18 protein-coding genes and 1 tRNA gene are annotated in these 19,236 nt (G+C 69.7%); 10 read left to right on the plus strand and 9 right to left on the minus strand.

The genetic code is table 11. The features are described from left to right. Positions 1-68: 68 nt before the first annotated feature. On the plus strand, positions 69-1,244 hold the full coding sequence (locus tag IG98_RS0115055) for an acyl-CoA dehydrogenase family protein (RefSeq protein WP_245651567.1): 1,176 nt from the start codon (positions 69-71) through the stop codon (positions 1,242-1,244). Between the two features lie 28 nt (positions 1,245-1,272). Beyond that, positions 1,273-2,361: an acyl-CoA dehydrogenase family protein gene (locus IG98_RS0115060; RefSeq protein WP_030911766.1), complete on the plus strand. Its 1,089-nt coding sequence runs from the start codon at positions 1,273-1,275 to the stop codon at positions 2,359-2,361. 158 nt (positions 2,362-2,519) lie between these two features. On the opposite strand, the gene IG98_RS0115065 is transcribed toward IG98_RS0115060, so the two are convergent. Then, positions 2,520-3,104, minus strand: a complete 585-nt coding sequence (locus IG98_RS0115065; RefSeq protein WP_030911768.1) for a TetR/AcrR family transcriptional regulator — start codon at positions 3,102-3,104, stop codon at positions 2,520-2,522. 207 nt (positions 3,105-3,311) lie between these two features. Here IG98_RS0115065 and IG98_RS0115070 point away from each other — a divergent pair, with 207 nt between their 5' ends. Further along, positions 3,312-4,070: a nuclease-related domain-containing protein gene (locus IG98_RS0115070; RefSeq protein ID WP_030911771.1), complete on the plus strand. Its 759-nt coding sequence runs from the start codon at positions 3,312-3,314 to the stop codon at positions 4,068-4,070. A gap of 138 nt (positions 4,071-4,208) precedes the next feature. Here the strand turns inward: IG98_RS0115070 and IG98_RS0115075 are convergent, their stop codons facing one another. Then, a complete protein-coding gene (locus IG98_RS0115075) occupies positions 4,209-5,561 on the minus strand; it encodes a vWA domain-containing protein (RefSeq protein WP_030911774.1) in 1,353 nt (450 codons plus the stop codon). A 40-nt stretch (positions 5,562-5,601) separates the two neighbouring features. Then, positions 5,602-6,453: an AAA family ATPase gene (locus tag IG98_RS0115080; RefSeq protein ID WP_030911779.1), complete on the minus strand. Its 852-nt coding sequence runs from the start codon at positions 6,451-6,453 to the stop codon at positions 5,602-5,604. A gap of 101 nt (positions 6,454-6,554) precedes the next feature. Between IG98_RS0115080 and IG98_RS0115085 the strand changes: the two genes are divergently transcribed. Beyond that, a tRNA-Lys gene (locus IG98_RS0115085) sits at positions 6,555-6,628 on the plus strand. Positions 6,629-6,673: 45 nt separating this feature from the next. Continuing rightward, complete coding sequence (locus IG98_RS0115090; RefSeq protein WP_051752118.1) at positions 6,674-7,609, plus strand: MBL fold metallo-hydrolase; 936 nt, start codon at positions 6,674-6,676, stop codon at positions 7,607-7,609. Between the two features lie 113 nt (positions 7,610-7,722). Here IG98_RS0115090 and IG98_RS0115095 read toward each other — a convergent pair whose 3' ends face one another. Both IG98_RS0115095 and IG98_RS0115100 read right to left on the minus strand, forming a co-directional pair. After that, positions 7,723-9,285 carry a glycoside hydrolase family 10-like protein gene (locus IG98_RS0115095; RefSeq protein WP_030911786.1) on the minus strand — a complete coding sequence of 521 codons (1,563 nt, stop codon included), beginning with the start codon at positions 9,283-9,285 and terminating at the stop codon, positions 7,723-7,725. Positions 9,286-9,395: 110 nt separating this feature from the next. Then, a complete protein-coding gene (locus tag IG98_RS0115100; RefSeq protein ID WP_030911789.1) occupies positions 9,396-10,340 on the minus strand; it encodes a LysR family transcriptional regulator in 945 nt (314 codons plus the stop codon). Positions 10,341-10,450: 110 nt separating this feature from the next. Between IG98_RS0115100 and IG98_RS0115105 the strand changes: the two genes are divergently transcribed. Both IG98_RS0115105 and IG98_RS44910 read left to right on the plus strand, forming a co-directional pair. After that, entirely contained in the window at positions 10,451-11,707 is a 1,257-nt protein-coding gene (locus tag IG98_RS0115105; RefSeq protein WP_030911792.1) for an alpha/beta fold hydrolase, read from the plus strand. 318 nt (positions 11,708-12,025) lie between these two features. After that, positions 12,026-13,339: a M64 family metallopeptidase gene (locus tag IG98_RS44910; protein ID WP_037970387.1), complete on the plus strand. Its 1,314-nt coding sequence runs from the start codon at positions 12,026-12,028 to the stop codon at positions 13,337-13,339. 115 nt (positions 13,340-13,454) lie between these two features. Here IG98_RS44910 and IG98_RS0115115 read toward each other — a convergent pair whose 3' ends face one another. After that, positions 13,455-14,429, minus strand: a complete 975-nt coding sequence (locus IG98_RS0115115) for a M64 family metallopeptidase (RefSeq protein WP_030911798.1) — start codon at positions 14,427-14,429, stop codon at positions 13,455-13,457. A 321-nt stretch (positions 14,430-14,750) separates the two neighbouring features. On the opposite strand from IG98_RS0115115, the gene IG98_RS46885 reads away from it, so the two are divergent. Then, the gene (locus IG98_RS46885; RefSeq protein WP_157594346.1) at positions 14,751-15,308 is read left to right on the plus strand and encodes a DUF5994 family protein; all 558 of its coding nucleotides are present in this window, start codon (positions 14,751-14,753) and stop codon (positions 15,306-15,308) included. Further along, on the plus strand, positions 15,305-15,637 hold the full coding sequence (locus IG98_RS0115125) for an STAS domain-containing protein (RefSeq protein WP_051752122.1): 333 nt from the start codon (positions 15,305-15,307) through the stop codon (positions 15,635-15,637). Before IG98_RS46885 ends, IG98_RS0115125 begins: the two co-directional genes overlap by 4 nt. 23 nt (positions 15,638-15,660) lie before the next feature. On the opposite strand, the gene IG98_RS0115130 is transcribed toward IG98_RS0115125, so the two are convergent. Further along, complete coding sequence (locus tag IG98_RS0115130; protein WP_030911808.1) at positions 15,661-16,947, minus strand: hydroxyacid-oxoacid transhydrogenase; 1,287 nt, start codon at positions 16,945-16,947, stop codon at positions 15,661-15,663. A gap of 374 nt (positions 16,948-17,321) precedes the next feature. Between IG98_RS0115130 and IG98_RS0115140 the strand changes: the two genes are divergently transcribed. Then, positions 17,322-17,903 carry a hypothetical protein gene (locus tag IG98_RS0115140; protein WP_157594347.1) on the plus strand — a complete coding sequence of 194 codons (582 nt, stop codon included), beginning with the start codon at positions 17,322-17,324 and terminating at the stop codon, positions 17,901-17,903. Between the two features lie 145 nt (positions 17,904-18,048). Here the strand turns inward: IG98_RS0115140 and IG98_RS0115145 are convergent, their stop codons facing one another. Together IG98_RS0115145 and IG98_RS52545 are read right to left on the minus strand one after the other, a co-directional pair. Continuing rightward, the gene (locus IG98_RS0115145) at positions 18,049-18,543 is read right to left on the minus strand and encodes a PadR family transcriptional regulator (RefSeq protein WP_084195368.1); all 495 of its coding nucleotides are present in this window, start codon (positions 18,541-18,543) and stop codon (positions 18,049-18,051) included. A 62-nt stretch (positions 18,544-18,605) separates the two neighbouring features. Then, positions 18,606-18,905: a hypothetical protein gene (locus tag IG98_RS52545; RefSeq protein ID WP_157594348.1), complete on the minus strand. Its 300-nt coding sequence runs from the start codon at positions 18,903-18,905 to the stop codon at positions 18,606-18,608. Positions 18,906-19,236 lie beyond the last annotated feature (331 nt).

Genomic DNA, 19,236 nt, shown 5'->3' on the forward strand with positions numbered 1-19,236 from the left:
CGGGCGGTGCCAGGGGGCCCGGGGTCGCCGGGCGCCCGAATCGATGAAGATCGACGAAGGGAGCGTTCGTGGCGCTGGACGAAGAGGCGGTCAGGGAGCGCGCTGTCGCGTTCCTGGCCGCGCACGACCCCGCCGGGGATCGGCTGGAGTTCCTGCGGGCCAGGTTCGACGCCGGGCTGGCCTGGGTGCATTTCCCCGAGGGGCTCGGCGGGCTCGGGGCCGCCCGCGAGCTGCAGCACGTCGTGGAGCACGAGCTCGCGGGGACGCCGCAGATCAACCCCGGGCTGCAGACGATCGGGCTGGGGATGGCCGCGCCCACGATCCTGGCGTTCGGCACCGACGAGCAGCGTGGCCGGTTCCTGCGCCCGCTGTGGACGGGCGAGGAGATCTGGTGCCAGCTCTTCAGCGAGCCCGGTGCCGGCTCTGACCTGGCCACGCTCGGCACCCGCGCGGTCAGGGACGCCGGCGAGTGGGTCGTCGACGGGCAGAAGGTGTGGACCTCCGGTGCCCACCACTCCCGGTGGGCGATCCTGGTCGCCAGGACCGACCCGGACGTGCCCAAGCACCGGGGGCTCACCTACTTCGTGTGCGACATGCACGCCCCCGGGGTCGAGGTCAGGCCGCTGCGGCAGATCACCGGCGAGGCCGAGTTCAACGAGGTCTTCCTGACCGGGGTACGGCTCGGCGACGACCTGCGGCTGGGAGAGATCGGCGACGGCTGGCGGGTCGCGCAGACCACACTCATGAACGAGCGGGTCGCCATCGGCGGCGCGCCGGTCAAACGGGGCGGCGGCATGGTCGGCCTGCTCTCGGAGGTCTGGCGTTCCCGGCCCGAGGCGCGCACCCACGACCTCCACCAGCGGCTGCTGCGCCTGTGGGTGGAGGCGGAGGTGACCCGCCTGGCCGGGACGCGGTTGCGCGAGCAGCTGTCCGCCGGGCAGCCGGGCCCCGAGGGTTCCGGTATGAAGCTCGCCTTCGCCTCGCTCAACCAGGCCCTGTCCGGTCTGGACGTCGAACTGCGCGGCGAGGAGGGGCTGGCCTACGACGACTGGACCTTCCGCCGCTCCGAGGGCGTCGACTTCGTCGGCCGGGGTTCCGGGTACCGCTACCTGCGCGCCAAGGGAAACTCCATCGAGGGCGGCACCTCGGAGATCCTGCGCAACATCGTCGCCGAGCGCGTGCTCGGCCTGCCCTCGGAACCCCGCGTCGACAAGGACGTGCCCTGGAAGGACCTGCCCCGATGAGGTACGACGCGAAAGTGGTGAGCGACCGGTGACACTGCTTTACACCGAGGTCGAGGAGGAGCTCCGCGCCTCCGTACGGGACCTTCTCACGGACCGCTGCCCGGCCGACGCCGTGCTGAAGCGGGTCGAGTCCGAGGCACCGTACGACATGGACCTGTGGAAGACGCTGGCCGGGGACATCGGGGTGGCCGGCCTGCTCGTGCCGGAGGACTACGGCGGGGCGGGGGCCTCGGCGCGCGAGGTCGCGGTGGTGCTGGAAGAGCTGGGACGGGCGGTGGCGCCGCTGCCGTTCTTCACCAGTTCGGTGCTCGCCACGAAGGCTCTGCTGAGCGTCGGTGAGGAGGACCTGATCCAGGAGCTCGCCTCGGGGGAGGCGACGGCGGCGCTGGCGGTGTCGCTGGCGGCCTCGCCGTACCGGCCGCTGCCGGAGACCGTCACCGTCACGGACGGAGGGCTCCTGAACGGGGAGATCAGGGCGGTGGCCGGCGCGGACGTGGCGGACGTGCTGCTCGTGCCCGTCGGAACGGCTCTCTACCGGGTGGAGGCGGAGAACGCCCGGATCGAGGTGCTGCCCTCGCTGGACCTGACCCGGCCGATCGCCACCGTCACCTTCTCGGACACCCCCGCGTCGGCGCTCGGCGGGCTCGACGTGCGGAGCGTGCTGAACTTCGGCGCGGGGCTGCTCGCCTCCGAGCAGCTGGGCGTCGCCGAGTGGTGTCTGGGCACCACGCTCGCCTACATCAAGGAGCGGCGCCAGTTCGCCCGTCCGGTGGGGTCCTTCCAGGCGATCAAGCACCGGATGGCCGATCTCTGGCTGGACGTGGTGCGCGCCCGCGCCGCCGCGAGGAACGCCGCGGACCTGCTCTCGCCTCCCGACGGTGTGGAGGCGGCCGGTGGGCGCGAGCTGGCGGCGGCGGTGGCCAAGTCCTGGTGCTCGGAGGTGGCGCTGCACGTCGCCGAGGAGAGCGTCCAGCTCCACGGCGGGATCGGGATGACCTGGGAGCACCCGGTGCACCTGTATCTCAAGCGCGCCAAGGCGACCGAGATCGCACTCGGCACCCCCGGGGCCCACCGGGAGGCCGTGGCGGCTCTCGCGGACCTGCCCGCGCCCGTCTGATCCACCGCCCCACTCCCGCCCACCTCTCCCGTTCGCGGGTCCGTGTTACCCGGCTCGCGAGCGGGGGTGGCCCCTACCTCGTCCGGAGCGGGGACGCCTGCTTCCGTGGGAGCATCCGTCCCGAGCGGAGTAGCGGACTTACTTCGTAAAGGGGGCGTTCACTCCGGGCGGAGTGAGGCCAGGAGCAGGTCGGCGAAGTGCGCCCCCAGCTCCGAACCCGAGAGCGGGCCCTCCGCGCTGTACCAGGTGCCCAGGTGGTGTATCGAGCCGAAGAAGAAGTCGACGACGATGTCGGCGGGCACGTCCTTCCTGAAGGTGCCCTCCTGCTGGCCCTCGATGACCAGGTCGCGGAAGCGCTCGTGGTAGCGGCGCCGCTCGGCGCGGACGACCTTGCGGATGTCGGGGGCGAGCAGGTGCATCGACCGGAAGAAGATCTTGGAGTCGTCCAGGTTCTCCACGGTGGTCGCCACGACGTCCGCGGCGGCGGCGTGCAGGCGCTCGGCCACCGGCCCCGAGCTCTCGGCGAAGTGGGTCAGTCGCTCCATCTGCATGCGCAGCACCCGGCCGTAGATCTCGCGGAGCAGGTCGTCCTTGGAATCGAAGTAGTGGTACATGGCGCCCTTGGTGACACCGGCCGCCGAGACGATCCCCTGCACCGACGTGCCCTCGAAACCCCGCTCGGCGAAGAGGCGGGTGGCCTCGCCGAGCAGGCGCTGCCGTACCGGCTCCTGGTCCTGAGTCATGCGTGTCCCCCATGGTGTGGTGGAGGAAAGCGTACCGACTGGTTGGTCAAGCAGGCGGCCGATTGACCGAGACGTGTTACTTGCGTCACCTTCGCGATTGCACGATAGCTGGAGCCCCCAATTGGGTATTTCATAGTCCAAGGATCTTCAGTGTGGCAGGTCCCCCCGCATTTCCTTCACGACCGCATCGAGCCATGGGGGTTCGTCATGCCCGGCGGATCTATCTACGTGACGCCAGTCGACCAGGTTCACGGCCTGTCACCCCAGGTCATGTACGAGCAGTTCTGGCTCAAGGAAGTCGCCCATCGCAGGAAGATGCGCGGGGTCAAGGCGGCGGTCGGCCTGGTGGTGGGCGTCGCGCTGGCCTACCGGTTCAACCTGTCCCCGCCGGTCCTCGGGCTGCTGTGCGGTCTGCTCGTCGGTGCCGCGGACGCGTTCTGGACCTGGCGCGAGTACGACGCCACCGCCGTCTGGCGAGGCAGGCGCAGAGGCGAGACCATCACCGGCAGGCTGCTCCGCCGCAGGCTGCGCAGGGCCGGCTACCACGTCCTCGACGGCCGGGCCATTCCGGGCAAGGCCTCGATCGACCACCTCGTCATCGGTCCCGGCGGCGTCTGGGTGGTCGACAACGAGGCGTGGCACCCGGAGACCGAGATCGCCCGGTACGGCGACCGGCTGTTCCTCGGCGAGAAGTACGGCACGAAAACGGCGAAGGCGCTCGTCGAGGTCTCCGAGTCACTGGCCGAGGTGCTCTCCCGCGAGTCGGGCATCCCCGTCACCATCGAGCCGTTGCTCGCCGTGCACGGCGGGCAGCTCAGGCGGTCGGTCACCGCGGAGGGGCTCACCCTCCTCAAGCCCCGCCTGGTCGCGCGCTGGATCAAGGACGGCCCGCGGGCGGAGTTCGACGACGCCCAGGTGGAGGTGCTCGCCAGGACCGCGGCCCGGGTGCTGCGCCGGATGAGCTGACCGTACGGGCCGGTGGGACCTGGCCCGCTTGCCGCGCCGGGGGAGTCGTGCGCGCCCGCCCCGCCCACGACGGGCGGGAGGGCGGCACCCCGGGAAGTGGACACCCGGAAGCGGACACCGCCGCCCGGTGGAATCCGGTCAGGCGAGTTCCTCGATGAAGGCCGCCAGCTGCGTGACGTTGCGGCACTCGTACATGGGCACGACCCCCCCGTACGCCGTCGCCACCGAGTCGCCGGTGTCCCACTGGGAGGTCGGCTCCGGGTTGAGCCAGTAGGCGTGCCGGGCGTCCCTGGTCAGCCGCTTCAGCGTCTCCAGCGCGGGCGGCTGGTAGTTGGACCGGGCGTCGCCCAGGATCAGCAGTGACGTCTTCGGCCCGATGGCGTCGCCGTACCGCTCGGCGAACCTCTCCAGCGCGTGGCCGTAGTTGGTCCGGCCGAACCGCACCATGTCGGCCTCCTTCACCAGCCGGGTCATCGCCTCCGCCACGTCGGCGCCCGGCACGAAGAACCGGGTGATCTCGTCCACGGTGTCCACGAACCCGAACGCGCGGACCTTGGTGAACTGCTCGCGCAGCGCGTAGGTCAGCAGCAGGGTGAAGTGGGCGAAGGCGGCGACCGAGTCGCTGGTGTCGCAGAGCACGACCAGTTCGGGCTTGTGCGGGCGGCGCGGCCTGTTGAAGGTGGTCAGCGGCACCCCGCCGCTGGACAGCGAGGCCCGTACGGTCCTGCGGAAGTCGAGGCGGCCGCGGTGGCCGAGCCGGTGCTTGACGGTCAGCCTGGCGGCGAGGCGCCGGGCGAGCGGGTGGACCTCCCTGCGGAGCCTGGCCAGGTCGGCCTTGGTGATCCGCAGGAAGTCGAGCTGCTCCAGTGGCGGGCGTACCGAGGACCGGGCGATCCGCTCGATTCCGGAGTCCTCGGCGATCCGGCGGCGCACGTCGCGGGAGACGGCCTCCTCGAAGCGCCTGGTGTTCTCGCCGATCCGCTGCCGGGCGACCTTCTCGGCCAGCCCGCCGCGCTCCTGACCGGCCAGCACCTCGGCGAGCAGGCGCGCCATGAGCGTCTCGGGGGAGAGCGCCCGCATCACCGAGTAGGAGAACCAGTTCTGCCTGCCGGGACTCGCCGCCTGGCGGCCGAAGCGCTCCACCATCGCCCGCGCGAACTCGTTCATCCCCTCGGCGCCCAGCAACAGCCCGGCCAGCCGGTCGCGCAGCTCGGGGAGCTCGGCGGTCTCCAGGTCCGGTTCGGCCTCGTGCGAGGGCCGCAGGCCGGTCGTGGAGGCGGGGAACCACAGGTCGAACAGCGTGTCGAAGCCCGGCCGGTGCGAGGGCCGCTTGACCAGCGTCGCGGCGTACGCGGCCCGCAGCGACTCCCGCTCGGTCAGGTCGATCACCTCCAGTGCCCTGGCCGCGTCCAGCCCCTCGGCCAGCGACACCGGCAGTCCCGCCTCGCGTAGCGCGTGCACGAATCCCACGTGCCGGTCGAGCAGGCTCACCTTCCGCCTCCCGCCCCGCGGGCCGAGCGCTCCGCGCCGGTCACAGGGCAAGCTCCTTGCGTGCCCGGGTCTGGTCGGAGGCGTGCTTGAGCACGACGCCGAGGGTGGCCCCGATCGCCGCCTCGTCCAGCTCGGTCCTGCCCAGCGCGATCAGGGTGTTGGCCCAGTCGATCGTCTCGGCGATCGAGGGCGCCTTCTTCAGTTCCAGGGCGCGCATGGTGGCCACCGTACGGGCGAGTTGCTCGGCCAGGGCGGCCGTGATCGTGGGCACCTGGGCCAGCACGATGTCGCGCTCGCGCTCCGGCGTCGGGTACTCCAGGTGCAGGTAGAGGCAGCGCCGCTTCAGCGCCTCGGAGAGCTCGCGGGTCGCGTTGGAGGTCAGCACCACGTACGGCTTGCGTACGGCGGTGATCGTGCCGAGCTCGGGGATGGTGACCTGGTAGTCGGACAGGATCTCCAGCAGCAGCCCCTCCACCTCGACGTCCGCCTTGTCGGTCTCGTCGATCAGCAGGACCACCGGAGTCCGGGACCGGATCGCCGCGAGCAGCGGACGCTCCAGCAGGAACTCCTCGGTGAAGATGTCGTCGTGGGTGGCGTCCCAGCTCTCGTCCTGCCCGGCCTGGATGCGCAGGAGCTGCTTCTTGTAGTTCCACTCGTACAGCGCCCTGGCCTCGTCCAGCCCCTCGTAGCACTGCAACCTGACCAGCTTCGCCCCGGTCGCCGCCGCCACGGCCTTGGCGAGCTGGGTCTTGCCCACGCCGGCCGGCCCCTCGGCGAGGAGTGGTTTGCCGAGGGCTCCCGCCAGGAAGACCGAGGTCGCGATGGAGTCGTCGGAGAGGTAGTCGACGGCGCTGAGCCGCTCGCTGGCGTCGGCGGGCGAGGCGAACCACATGTGTGCTCCCAGTACAGGACCGAATGTTGTTCTAGCTTAGCCGTTGATCGTCACGGATTTCGAAGCCCTGCCCGATGTGCGCTATCCTTCAAGAGCTTCAAGCGCCGCTAGCTCAGTTGGTTAGAGCAGCTGACTCTTAATCAGCGGGTCCGGGGTTCGAGTCCCTGGCGGCGCACCGGCAAGAAGCCCAGGTCGGCAGGTCCGACCTGGGCTTTCTTTATTGGGCGCCCATCCTGACGATGCCCCGTGCTCCCTCGTTGTCCGCTCGCCTCCCCGGCCGGTCGGCGAGTTCCGGTCCGGCGTCCGCGCCACCTTCCTGGGCACCAGCAGCGTGCTCGTCCGTGACGAGAAGACCACCCTGCTGGTCGACGGCTTCTTCAGCCGCCCCTCCCTGCCGAGGGTCGCGACCGGCAGGATCGGCCCCGACCGGCGGATCATCGACGTCTGCCTGTCCCGCGCCCGCGTCACCGCCCTGGACGCCGTGCTGTGCGCGCACACCCACTACGACCACGCTCTGGACTCCCCGGTCATCGCCCAGATCTTCGACGCGCCACTGATCGGTTCGGAGTCGGCGGTCACCCTGGGCCGCGGCTACGGCCTGCCCGACCGGCTCCTGGTACCGGCGGGGGACGGTCAGACCTTCGTGTTCGGCGACTTCGAGGTCACCCTCGTGCGCACCCCGCACAGCCCCGGAGACATCGCCCCCGGTGGCATCGACATCCCCTTCACCCCGCCGGCCCGCTACAAGGCGTGGCGCTCCGGCCAGAGCCACTCCATCTTCTTCAAGCACCCCGCCGGTACGCTGCACGTCCATGCCAGCGCCAACCACATCCCCGGCAAGCTGGACGGCTACCGGGCCGACACCGTCTACCTGAGCATCGGCAGGCTCGGAAAGCAGTCCGAGCGGTTCCGGGAGGAGTACTGGCGGGAGACCGTCCATGCCGCCGGCGCCACCACCGTCCTGCCCGTGCACTGGGACGACTTCACGAAGCCGCTCGACCGGCCCCTGGTCGCCCCGCCGTACCTCATGGACGACATCGAGTCCGCCATGGAATTCCTCATCCGGCGGTGCCGGCGGGAGGGCGTCGCCCTCGAACTGCCCAGCCTCTGGCAGGAGACGGATCCCTTCGGGCGTTCCCGTCCCGCGCGGGACTGATCTCCCCGTCCGGCGTCCCCGACGTCACCGCCGCCGCGACCCGGGAGCGGAAGGCCCAGGTCGGCGATGCCGACCTGGGCCTTCCGCATTGTGCGCCCCCTCGGCGACCCGGGTCAGCGGACCCGGCGGCCGGGGCTGGGCTCGCTCTGGCGGTTCGCCCGGTCCACGGCCGTCACGTGGTAGTTCGCGCCCCCGGCTCCTTCGGGGTCCACCCAGCGCACGTTGCGGCCCGCGGGGATGACCGCGACCAGGTTGCGGGCGTCGGCGAAGTCACCGGGACCGGCCTGCCGGTCGAACCTGAAGACCGCGAACTGGAACGGAATGTCTTTTCCGGGGGCGACGATGTGCAACTCGGCGCCCCCGGCCACCTTGTGCGCGGCGGCCAGGACCGGGCGGCGCGGTGGCGGGCCGCCCGCGAGGCGCGGCAGCAGCGGGGCGAGGGCCGGGCGGGTGTAGTGGTCGGTCACGGCGGTGCTGACGCTGCCCAGCCGGTCCGCACGCACATCGCCGGAGTTGTACCAGATGTCGCCGCCGACCTGGGGGTTGTCCAGGTTGAGGGTCAGGTGCCGGGACAGCTCGTCCGACTGGAACCACTGGGCGGGTTGCCCGGCGGCACCGGCCTTGTAGGCGGCCTGGCCGATCCAGAGCTGGACGTCGGTGCCCGCCGCCACGCCGGACCACCAGGGGATCAGCTTGGCGTAGTCGGCGTTCGACTGGCCGATGTACCAGTAGATCTGCGGTGCGATGTAGTCCAGCCAGCCCTTCTTGACCCAGCCCCGCGTGTCGGCGTGCAGGTTGTCGTACGACTGGCTGCCGGCGGTGTCCGAGCCGAGGGGGTCGGTGGAGCTGTTCCGCCAGATGCCCGAGGGGCTGATGCCCCAGGCGACCTCCGGCTTGGCCTGCCGGACCCGCTGCTGCATCTCCCGGACGAGCAGGTCCACGTTGTCGCGCCGCCAGGAGGCGAGATCGGGGAAGCCCGCGCCGTAGCGCGCGTAGGCCGCGGAGTCGTCGAAGGCCGCGGTGTTGACCGGGTAGAAGTAGTCGTCGAAGTGCAGGCCGTCGATCTCGTATCGGGTGACCGCGTCCATCATCGCGTCCTGGACGAACGCCCGCACCGCCGGGATGCCCGGGTTGTAGTACAGCTTGCCGCCGTAGGAGACGATCCAGTCCGGGTTCCTGCGGCCCGGGTGCTCGGGGTGCAGTTTGGCCGGGTCCGGCTGCATCGACACCCGGTACGGGTTGAACCAGGCGTGGAAGGCCAGGCCGCGCCGGTGCGTCTCCTCGACCAGGAAGGCCAGCGGGTCGTAGCCCGGGTCCTGTCCCTGAACGCCGGTCAGGTACTCCGACCACGGTTCGTGCGGCGAGGGCCAGAAGGCGTCGGCGGTCGGCCGGATCTGGACGAAGACCGAGTTGAGCCGGCGGGTCCGCGCGAGGTCCAGCCAGGCCAGGTACTCGGCCTGCTGCGCCTCGACGGTCAGGCCGGGCTTCGACGGCCAGTTGATGTTGAGCACCGAGGCGATCCACATGCCGCGCATCTGCCGCAGCGGCGGGACGCGGCTGTCGGTGTTGTCGGCGGCGAAGGCGGGCGTCGAGGTGAGGGCCGACAGGGGGAGAGCCGTCGCGGCCGCGGCCAGGGCCAGGCCGCTCAGGATGGAACGTCGGGTGGGTGCGCTCATGCGGACCTCCGGGGGGCTGAAGAAGAAGGCGCCGAGCGTGACATTGGCAGAAACTTACTTTCAAATCAATGACAATGAAAGAAAATATCGCCGATGCACGACCGCCGCGGTCAGTCGGGCGCCGGGTGGCGGGCGCGCCAGGCGGTGTAGTGCGGCTGGCTTTCGAGGGATTCGCGGTGGGCCTCGGTGGCGAGGCGCGCCAGTTCCTCGGTCCGGTGGGCGAGGGCGCCGTCGCGGCGCCAGGCCGCCAGGTGCCTGATCCACAACGGTGATCCGGTGAGCGGGCGGATCACGAGCCCGGGTCCCGCGGGGAAACTGGCCTGGCAGGGCGAGATCGCGTGCTTCTCGGCGATGAGATTACGGATCATCATCGGCTCGATCATGATGTACGGCATCTTCGGGACGAAGCCCTCGTTCTGGCAGGCGGTCACGAAACACTCCGGCCAGCCGACGCCGTCCGGTGGCGAGAGCACCCAGTCGTCGTCCGCCAGCTCCGCCAGCGGCACCTCCGCCAGCACCGCGAGGGGATGGGTCTCGGCCATCGCCACGAAGACGGGTTCCACCGCGATGGGATGCACGCCCACCGAGGGGGGGATGACCAGCTCGTGGCCGGGGTAGTCGATGAGGGTTGCGGCGTCCAGCCGCCGGGAGGTCAGCAGATCCAGCAGCAGGCGGGGCGAGTGCTCGGTGTGCACGGTGATCGAGGCTCCCGGGACCTCGAACAGCCGCCGCAGCAGGCCGCTGAACAGGGGGTTGGCGTAGCCGCCGATGCGGGCGACGCTCGTCTGGCCGCTGGGCGGCGGGGTGCCCGTCATCAGCTCGTCCACGGTGTGCAGCGCGGACCTGGCCCGGGTGAGCACGAACTGGCCGAACGGGGTCGGTGTCACGCCCAACCGGCTGCGCCGGAAGACCTGGCCGCCGAGCGTGGACTCGATCCGGTGCAACTGGGCGGTCAGGGCGGGCTGGGAGACGCCCAGGGAGGCCGCCGCCTTGCTGAGACTCCCCGCGCTGGCGATGGTGCATAACGCTCGAAGGTGCCGTAGCTCCAGCTGCATGGGCCAAATATAGTGCGGCATAACGCTGGATTTATATGTCTCTGGGATAAGACGAGGTTCCCCCGTTTGGCGCACAGTTAACGGTGATCCCGACTTTCGAAGGAACCCCTATGCCAGTGACCTACCGCCGTTCGGACCTCGTCTTCACCGAGCACACGATCACCGTCCCGCTGGACCACTTCAGCCCGGACGGGGCGACGATCGAGGTGTTCGCGCGGGAGGTGGTCGCGGCGGGGCGGCAGGGGGACGACCTGCCGTGGCTGCTGTACCTGGAGGGCGGCCCCGGCCACAGTGCCCCCCGCTCACCGGTCGGGTGGCTGCACCGGGCCACCCGGGAGTACCGGGTGCTGCTGCTGGACCAGCGCGGCACCGGGCGCAGCACTCCCGCCAACCGGCAGACCCTGGCCGGCCTCGGCAACCCCGCCGCCTACCTGCGCCATTTCCGGGCCGATGCCATCGTCAGGGACGCCGAACTGCTCCGCGCGCGCCTCGCGGGAGACCGGCCGTGGAGCCTGCTGGGGCAGAGTTTCGGCGGGTTCTGCGCGCTGACCTACCTGTCGCTGGCCCCCGAGGGACTGCGCGAAGTCATGATCGCGGGTGGGCTGCCGCCGCTGGCCGGCCGGCCCGAGGACGTGTACCGGGCGGCCTATCCCCGCGTTCTGGCGCACAACGAGCGGTTCTTCGCCCGCTATCCCGGTGACCAGGCGATCGCCCGCCAGGTGGTCGACCACCTGCACCGGCAGGAGGTGTTCCTGCCCGGCGGGGAGCGGCTGACCTCGCGGCGCTTCCAGACCCTCGGGATCACGTTCGGCACGGAGGGCAGGTTCGACGCGCTGCACCATCTGCTGGAGGAGGCGTTCGCCGGTGAGAAGGAACTGTCCGACGCCTTCCTGCGCCGGGTGGACGCGACGGTCTCCTACGCCGAGCACCCGCTGTACGCGCTGCTGCACGAGGCGTCCTACTGCCAGGGCGAGGCCTCCGGCTGGGCCGCGCACCGCGCGCTGGGCGAGTTCCCCGAGTTCGATGTGGAGCAGGGCGGCCCCATCCGGTTCTTCGGCGAGATGATCTTCCCGTGGTTCTTCGACGAGGACCCGGCGCTGGTCCCGCTGCGGGCCTGCGCCGAGGCACTGGCCGCCTGCGAGTCCTGGCCGCGCCTCTATGACCCGGACCGGCTGAGCGGCAACACCGTCCCGGTGGCGGCGGTGATCTATCACGACGACCTGTACGTGGACCGCGACAGCTCCCTCCGCACCGCGAGCGCGGTGCGCGGCCTGTCTTCCTGGATCACCAACGAGTACGCCCACGACGGGTTGAGCGCCTCGGGCGGGGCCGTGCTGGACCGGCTCGTCACGATGGTCCGCCGGTGAGCCTGAAATGACGGGCGTCCGGCTTCCCGCGCCTTCCGGCGGCGCGTACCGAACCGGCGGCCCGGCAGGGCGATCGTCCCCTGGCACACGAGCGTCGATCGCCTTTCACGGGCGATGCCCCTTTCCCATAACCCGTGAATTATGGAAAAGGGTTTATCGTGTCCATCTCAGCTGCCCATAACCCACCGGTTATGGGCAGCCTTGACCTGTGGCTTCCCGGCGGGCAGGAACGGGTCGGCAAGCTCGACACTCTCGCGTGATCACCCCGTTATCCGACATCGGTGACAATCTGCGGCATTCCCCAAGCAAGGAGAACCCGTGCGCAGATCGTCCGTGGTCGTCGCCACGCTCATGGTCATGGCGTGTCTGTCGACCGGCCCGGCTCACGCCGAGGATCCGGGTCAGACGCGAAAGGTCGAGGTCTTCGGTGAGCACGCCCCCGGTGGTTACACCGAGGTTCCGGTGGAGAGCGGCGACAAGGCGAGGGGCCTGGCCGTGCCGTCCGCCACGGTGACGCCGATCGAGGTCAACGGCCCCAGCGACAAACGCATCGACCTGGTCTATCTCGGTGACGGTTTCACCGAGGCCGAGCAGGCCGCCTACACCGCCCAGGTGGCCAACAGCTGGAACATCCTCGTCCAGCGCGAGCCGTTCAAGAGCTATCGCAAGCTGTTCAACGTCTGGCAGGTGAACGTCGTCTCCAACGAGTCCGGGGTCGACAACGACCCGGTCAAGGGGGTGCTGAAGGACACCGCGCTGGGCGGCGAGTACTGGTGCGAGGACCTGGAGCGCCTGGTCTGCGTGGACATTCCCACCGCCCAGTCCTACGCCGCGCTGGCCCCCGCCTTCGACCAGATCGCCGTCGTGGTCAACAGCCCCACCTACGGCGGTGCCGGCTACATCGAGGAGAACCTGGTCACCTTCTCCGGCGGACACCGGAGCGGCCCGGAGATCCTGCCGCACGAGTTCGGCCACTCCATCGGCGACCTGGCCGACGAGTACCCCTACTGGGCCTACCCGGACGATGGCAGCACCTACACCGGCGACGAGCCGGTCGAGACCAACGTCTCGATCTACAACGCCGAGCAGCAGACCGCGCGGCGGGCCAAGTGGTGGTACTGGCTGGGCGCCGAGACCCCCGACGGCGGCGTGATCGACACCTTCGAGGGCGCCGCCTACTACAACCTCGGCATCTACCGGCCCAGCGACAACTCGCTGATGCGCTCCCTGCTCAAGCCGTTCAACCTGGTCGGCCGTGAGGAGATGGTCCGCACGTTCGTCGGCACGACCGGCCTGATCGACGACTCCACCCCGAGCGGCAAGGTCAAGCCGAACAGCACCCTGACGGTAACCCCGGTGGGCCTGCCGACCGTGTCCACCCGCTGGTTCGTCAACGGCCACGAGATCACCGAGTGGGCGGGCAGGACCTCGGCGGTGGCTCTGACCAAGAAGCCCAAGGGCCACGGAAAGCCCGAGGCGCCGTGGTGCGGGCGCAAGGACCTGAAGGTCAAGGGCGACTGTGTCTACTCGGTGCAGGTCGGTGACTCCACCGACTTCGTCAGGAACCCCGTCTACAAGGCGGACGTCCTGACCCAGTCGATCACCTGGACGATCGACGAGCACAAGCACTGAACCAGACAATCCTGCCGCGCCCCGAGCGGGGCGCGGCAGCAGGACGGCGATCGCCGAAAGATGTTCCGCGAAAGCGGATGTCCTTCGGCGATCGTGTGCGTTCAGCGCCGGATCGTCATCCCGTCTTGGCGAGAATCGCCTTGGTCATCGCGTCGAGACCGATCAGGTTGAACTTCTTTCCGAGGGTGCGCATGATCGAGTTCTCCGACGGGCGGTAGATGCCGTACGCGTAGTCGTAGCCGCCCTGGTAGGCGCCGATCACGCCACCGTCGGGAGTGGCCTGGCCCAGGTACCGGTACCACTTGCGCTGGCCCGAGGTGAGCTGCGCGGCGGTGTACTTCGACACGTTCGCCGCCGACGGCTCGCCGCCGTTGTAGGTGCTGTTGAGGGTGGAGTACTCGTCGGCGAGGTTGGCCATTGAGTGTCCGAGTTCGTGCACCACGACCTGGCCGGAGCTCGCGTTGCCGCCCGAGGCCGTGGCGACGCCGCCGCCCGCGCCGTACCCGGCGCCGCCGTACTTGGTGCTGTTGCCCAGTGCCACCACCTGGTCGACGCCGGGGGCCAGCGCGGCGTAGGACTTGGCGGTGGCGGTGTTCACGCACAGCAGGCGCTCGATTCCCGAGCACCAGAACCCCATCCCGAGCGCGGTGTTCTTGCTGATGCCCTGGGTGGGATCGTTGTCGACGCCCGACTGGCTGGAGACGACGTTGACCATCCAGACGTTGAAGGAGTTCTTGTAGGTGCTGAACGGTTCGACGGCGGTCATCTCGGCCCACTTGCTCGCGGCGTGGGCCTGGAAGGTGGCGATCTGGGTGGAGGTGTAACCGTCGCCCACGAAGACCAGGTCGAAGCGCTGGGAGGAGGGTCCCGTCTGCTGCAGGGCGGTGACCGTGGCGGTGACCGCGGCGCGCGAGGCGGGAGGCACCTGCCGCTGCGGGATCTCGACCTGCTGGATCGTGCCGTCGGGGGAGAAGACCTCCACCCGCTCGGTGGATCCCGGCGGGGACGGTTCGGCGGCGGCGGACGTTGGTACGGCGAGGGAGGCGATGACGACCGGTACGAGCAGCGCCAGGCGGAGGGGGCGGGGCACGACGTCTCCTTGGGGGTGAGCGCAGTGGATCTAGTGCCCACATCGTGTGTTATCGCCATACGCCCGGATAATCCCTTTTCGACATAACCCTCCCGTTATAGTGGTGAATTCTGAGTCCTCGCCCCTCCGTGTCGGGCTCAGGTGGGGCGGACTCCACCGGAACGATCACAGTCCAGGCCCGGCCTCGATCCCGTCGCGCAGCGGAAAGCAGGCGTAGAGTGGAAGTACCGAGGACATTTCGTGCGTTGACATTCAGGTCGACGTCGCCCAAGGCGATAGGCGACTCCGGTCCCTTCGGGGGCCGAGACGGGCCGGGCGATCATGACGCCGGAGCTTCTTGCCCACAGCACACCACTCACCGACACCACTCCTGAGGCACGCCTCAGTCTGGATCCCGACCTCGGCCGCAGGGGCGCCGTGGACGGGGGCTGGTGGCCGTACTCACAAGACGCGGCAGTGGAACTGCCGGGCCTCATCGCCGCCCTCGACCGGAGGCTGGACCGGCCCGTCAGGCGGGTGGGTCTGCCCCTGGGGTCCTGGGACGACATCCCGCACCGTGTCGCGGCCCCCGGCCGCCAGGTCAAGGTGGGCTGGTTCCGCAACATGGACCCGCACGTGGTCACCCTGATCTGCGAGGCCATGGAACCCGTCAACCTGCTGGTCGTTCCACCCGGCACCGAGAGCGGCACGGCCGCGCACGCGCTCACCCTGGCCACCAGGTGCGCGGGCGCCACTCGCCCGACCGACATCCTCACCGCCGCGGCCTCCTCGGACGCCGGCTCGATCGCCCGGGATGACAGCCGGGCCGTCTGGGAGGGCGAGGGCGGACAGATCGCCGGTCACCAGGGCTCAGATCCTCTTCGAGAGGAGGCATCATGACCGTCCTGCAAACTCAGCCCTCTCACGGAGCGGGTCCCCAGGCCGCCGGTCCCGCCGCCACGGTGATCCATCTGCACGGCGAGATCGACGTCTTCACCAGCGCGGCACTGCGCGAACGACTGCTCCGCGCGCTGCGGCGCGGAGCGAACCCGCTCATCCTCGACCTGTCCGGGGTGTCGTTCTTCGACACCTCAGGGCTGGCCGTACTGGTCGGCATCCAGCGCCGCGCCAGATCACTCGGAGTCACCTTCGAGCTGTCCGCGCCTCGTCACCAGACGGCGGCCCTGCTCCGGATCACCGGTCTGGACCGCACCTTCACCATTCGCTGAGCGCCGGTGGAGCGGATTCCCCGTCACCAGAGCGCGACGGAGCGGGTCAGGATCTTGGTGAGGTCGCCCTCGGTGACCGGCCGGGGGGCGGTGCTGAGCAGGCGTTGCTGCTTCATCGCGCCCTCCGCCAGCGCGGGGACGTCCGCCTCGGTGTAGCCGACGCCGCCGATCCCGTCGGGGAGGCCGATGTCGCGCATCAGCTTCGTCAGCACACCGGGCAGGTACTCGGAAAGGTCGTCGGGCCTGGCGGCGGACGGGTCGAGCAGCTCGGCCGCGCGCAGGTGCCGCTCCGGCCGCGCCTCGAAGGTGAACCTGAACGCCTCGGGAGCGGTCAGCGCGACGGCCATGCCGTGCGGCACCATCGGCTCGCCCGCCGGGTAGCCCTCGGGGTGGAAGTCCCTGACCCGCCCCGCGATCGGGTAGGCGTTGGCGTGCGGGATGTGCACGCCCGCGTTGCCGAACCCCAGCCCGGCGAACGTCGCCGCCAGCGCCATCCGCCCCCTGGCCTCCGCGTCGTCCCCGTCGCGTACCGCGGTGCGGAAGGACCGCGCGAGCAGCGCGATGGCGCGCTCGGACCACATGTCGGCCACCGGGTTCGAGCCGCAGTAGGGCACCCGCTCCTCGGGGCGCTTGCGCTCGTAGGAGGTGTACGGCCGGGCGGTGTAGCTCTCCAGGGCGTGGCAGAGGATGTCCATCCCGGCGGCCGCGGTGACCCCGGCGGGCTGGCTCATCGTCAGGTCGGGATCGACGACGGCCAGCACCGGCCGGAGCCGGGCGTGGCTGATCCCGGTCTTCACCTTCAGGTCGAGCACGTCGAGCACGCAGATCGTGGTGCTCTCCGAACCGGTGCCCGTGGTCGTGGGCACCGCGACCAGCGGCTTGAGCGGCCGGGACGGGGCCAGGCCGCCGCCCACCGGCGCGTTGACGTAGTCCATCAGCTCGCCCGGGTTGGTGGTGAGCAGGTTGACCGCCTTGGCGGTGTCGATGCTGGAGCCGCCCCCGACCGCGACGAAGGCGTCCCACGGCCCACTGGCACGGGCGTGTTCGATGGCCGCCAGCAGGCTCTCGTCCGTCGGCTCGACGCGTACGCCCTGGTAGACGCTCGCCTCCATGCCGAACCCGGAGAGCTGTTCGGCGATCCGTTGTGGCGCGCCGGTCGCGGCCACCCCGGGGTCGGTGATGACGAGGATGCGCCGGGCGCCGTACTGCCCGAGATCGAAGCCGATCTCGGCCGAGGCACCGGAGCCGAACTTCAGAGCGGGGGCGCCGTAGGTGAAGACGGACTCGGGGTTGCTCGGAGTGCTGAACACGCCCGGCTCCTCTCTCGATGATCTTACCCGTGTCACGGGAGAGCCGTATGCGGTACTCCGTGACACTTGATGCCCATTTACCCGCCTGTCGACCCTTCGGGGAGGGGTCAGAAAGGGGTCATCTGGGCGTCAGTGTGATGTTGACCTGATAGTCGGAGGTGTCGGTCCTACCGGCGTTCGGCCGCAGGGTGTAGCGGCTCTCCTGGGTCGGCAGGTTCATGCGGCCATCGTGACCCCGGCCACTTGGCCACCTCGTGACACTGACTTCGGAGGCCGTCGACACATCCCCTGACGGCGTCTCAAATGGTGATATCTCGTCCCATGGCAAGAGGAATGCATGCAAACGGCAAGCCGCCCTCACTAGCATCGCCGCCATGATGAAAAGAATGATCGCGGTGACCGCTGTCGCCGGAGCCGCCGTGCTGGCGGCCCAGCTTCCCGTGTCCGCGAGCTCCTCCACCACGCTGCTCCGGCTGCGCGGCGGTTTGACGCTGGAGGTCCCGAACTCCTGGCGGGTGTACGGGACCACAGATCAGGTCCGGGTGGTGACCGGTGCCTGCGCGCGGCCCAACGGTGGTTACTTCCAGCCCAAATGCGACAGCTTCTGGATCATGGGCCCGAAGGCCCTCAAGAACGGAGCCGAGGGCTTCGGGCGCTACAACCCCGACCAGGGGCCGTTCTACCCGGCGTCCGACGTGGTGCCCTGCGCGACCAACCCCAGGTACGGCCAGGTCCTCGGCAAGGCGATCGCGGTCGGCCACCGCAACATCGGGGTGGCGCACAAGGCGCACTACCGGGTGTGGCCCGGCCGGTGCGTGACGTACACCGGCGGTGAGCAGAAGTCGACGTTCAACCAGCGCGAGTGGTACCTGCCCCAGTCGAAGATCCTCATCGTCGACCAGTGGGCCACCCCGGGCCTGGCCACCGTCCTGAAGAACGCGGTCTGGGACAACTGACCGCCTGGAAGACCACTGGAGATCCTGTGTTCTGGCTCCGTCCTGAGTGAGATGGAGCCAGGCTCCTTGACCATGCGGGGTGAGTGCGGTGCCGCACGGCGCCTGCGCCGAAGAGTCCATGGCCGCGGGCAACAACCGCGGCTACCTACTCCTCGGCCCCGGATGAGTGCGGAGCGAGCCGGTGACGTATCTCGAACGCATCGAGCCAGCGCAGAGAGTCCTCGGCCCAGGAGATCTCGTTCTCGGCCCGGCGAAGGTCTCCGCGATAGGCCATCTCGCGCAAGGCGATCACAAGTTCCCGATGCGCCTCGTCCGGAGCGTTGGCGACTCGTCGCTCGATTCTCGGGTGTCGACGGCTGGAGACCTCGTGGAGGAGGCGCGGCAGGCTGTCGCGGCGTTCCTGACAATGCTGCCGATGGGTCTCGAAGTGCGTGCGCAGGGCAGCGAGGTTGCCGCGATCACCGAAAACGAGCCGCAGGCGTTCCCCGTCCCGGTTAGGGGGATACGTCGGAGGTGCCTCAGGCCACTCCCGGATGGCCTTCCGCCCATCGGCGGTGATCTCGTAGGTTCTCTTTTCGGACTTGGTCCCGACCCGCTCGCTGGTCGAGGTGATCAGACCTCGCGCCTCCATATCCTTCATCGGACGTCACGCCATGTACATCCAGGTACTGGCGTACCACCGCGTTGAAGTCGGTCGCACGCTCAACCTGAGACCAGTGGCCGCATCGGTTGAACAGGTGCGCGTCCGCCGTCGGGATGGTGTCCAGCAGTTCGTAGGTCCTGGACACCGGGATGACCACATCCTGCATGCCCTGGATCAGGTACCTGGGTGATGCCGTGGTCGACGCGGAGGTCGAGCGAGATCGCCGGATCGAAGCCGCGGCTGGTGACGCCCTCGAACACCTGACGGGCGAGAGTGTCGGCGACCGGCAGGTCACCGCTCGGCGTGTCGTAATCGCCGACGCCTCGCACGCGCTCTACGCCGATCGTGAAGGGCGGCATCAGGTCGTAGAACAGTCCGCTAGACCGGACAGAATGCAAGATCTGTTCTGTCAGGCGATGTTACCGGCGGGTACCGCTAACGGCTGTCCGTAGTTTCCTCAACCCCGGGTCGCGCGCGGCGCGCGGCAGGGGCGGTGCCGCGTCCAGGGCCGTCCCTGCGGCGTGCCGGTGGGCGGCGGAAGGCCAGCCCGTGGGCGGGTGGTGGTGGCCGGCCGCAGGGGTGGCGGGTTCTTCTATCCGAGGCGACTTGGGGTTTTCTCGACCGGATCTCACCTAGTCGATCTCAAGTCGGAAGGAGTACAAAAACCGCGTTTTGTACCTGTGAAACCTG

It is taken from the genome of Streptosporangium amethystogenes, from assembly GCF_000721075.1.
Lineage (GTDB): Bacteria > Actinomycetota > Actinomycetes > Streptosporangiales > Streptosporangiaceae > Streptosporangium > Streptosporangium amethystogenes.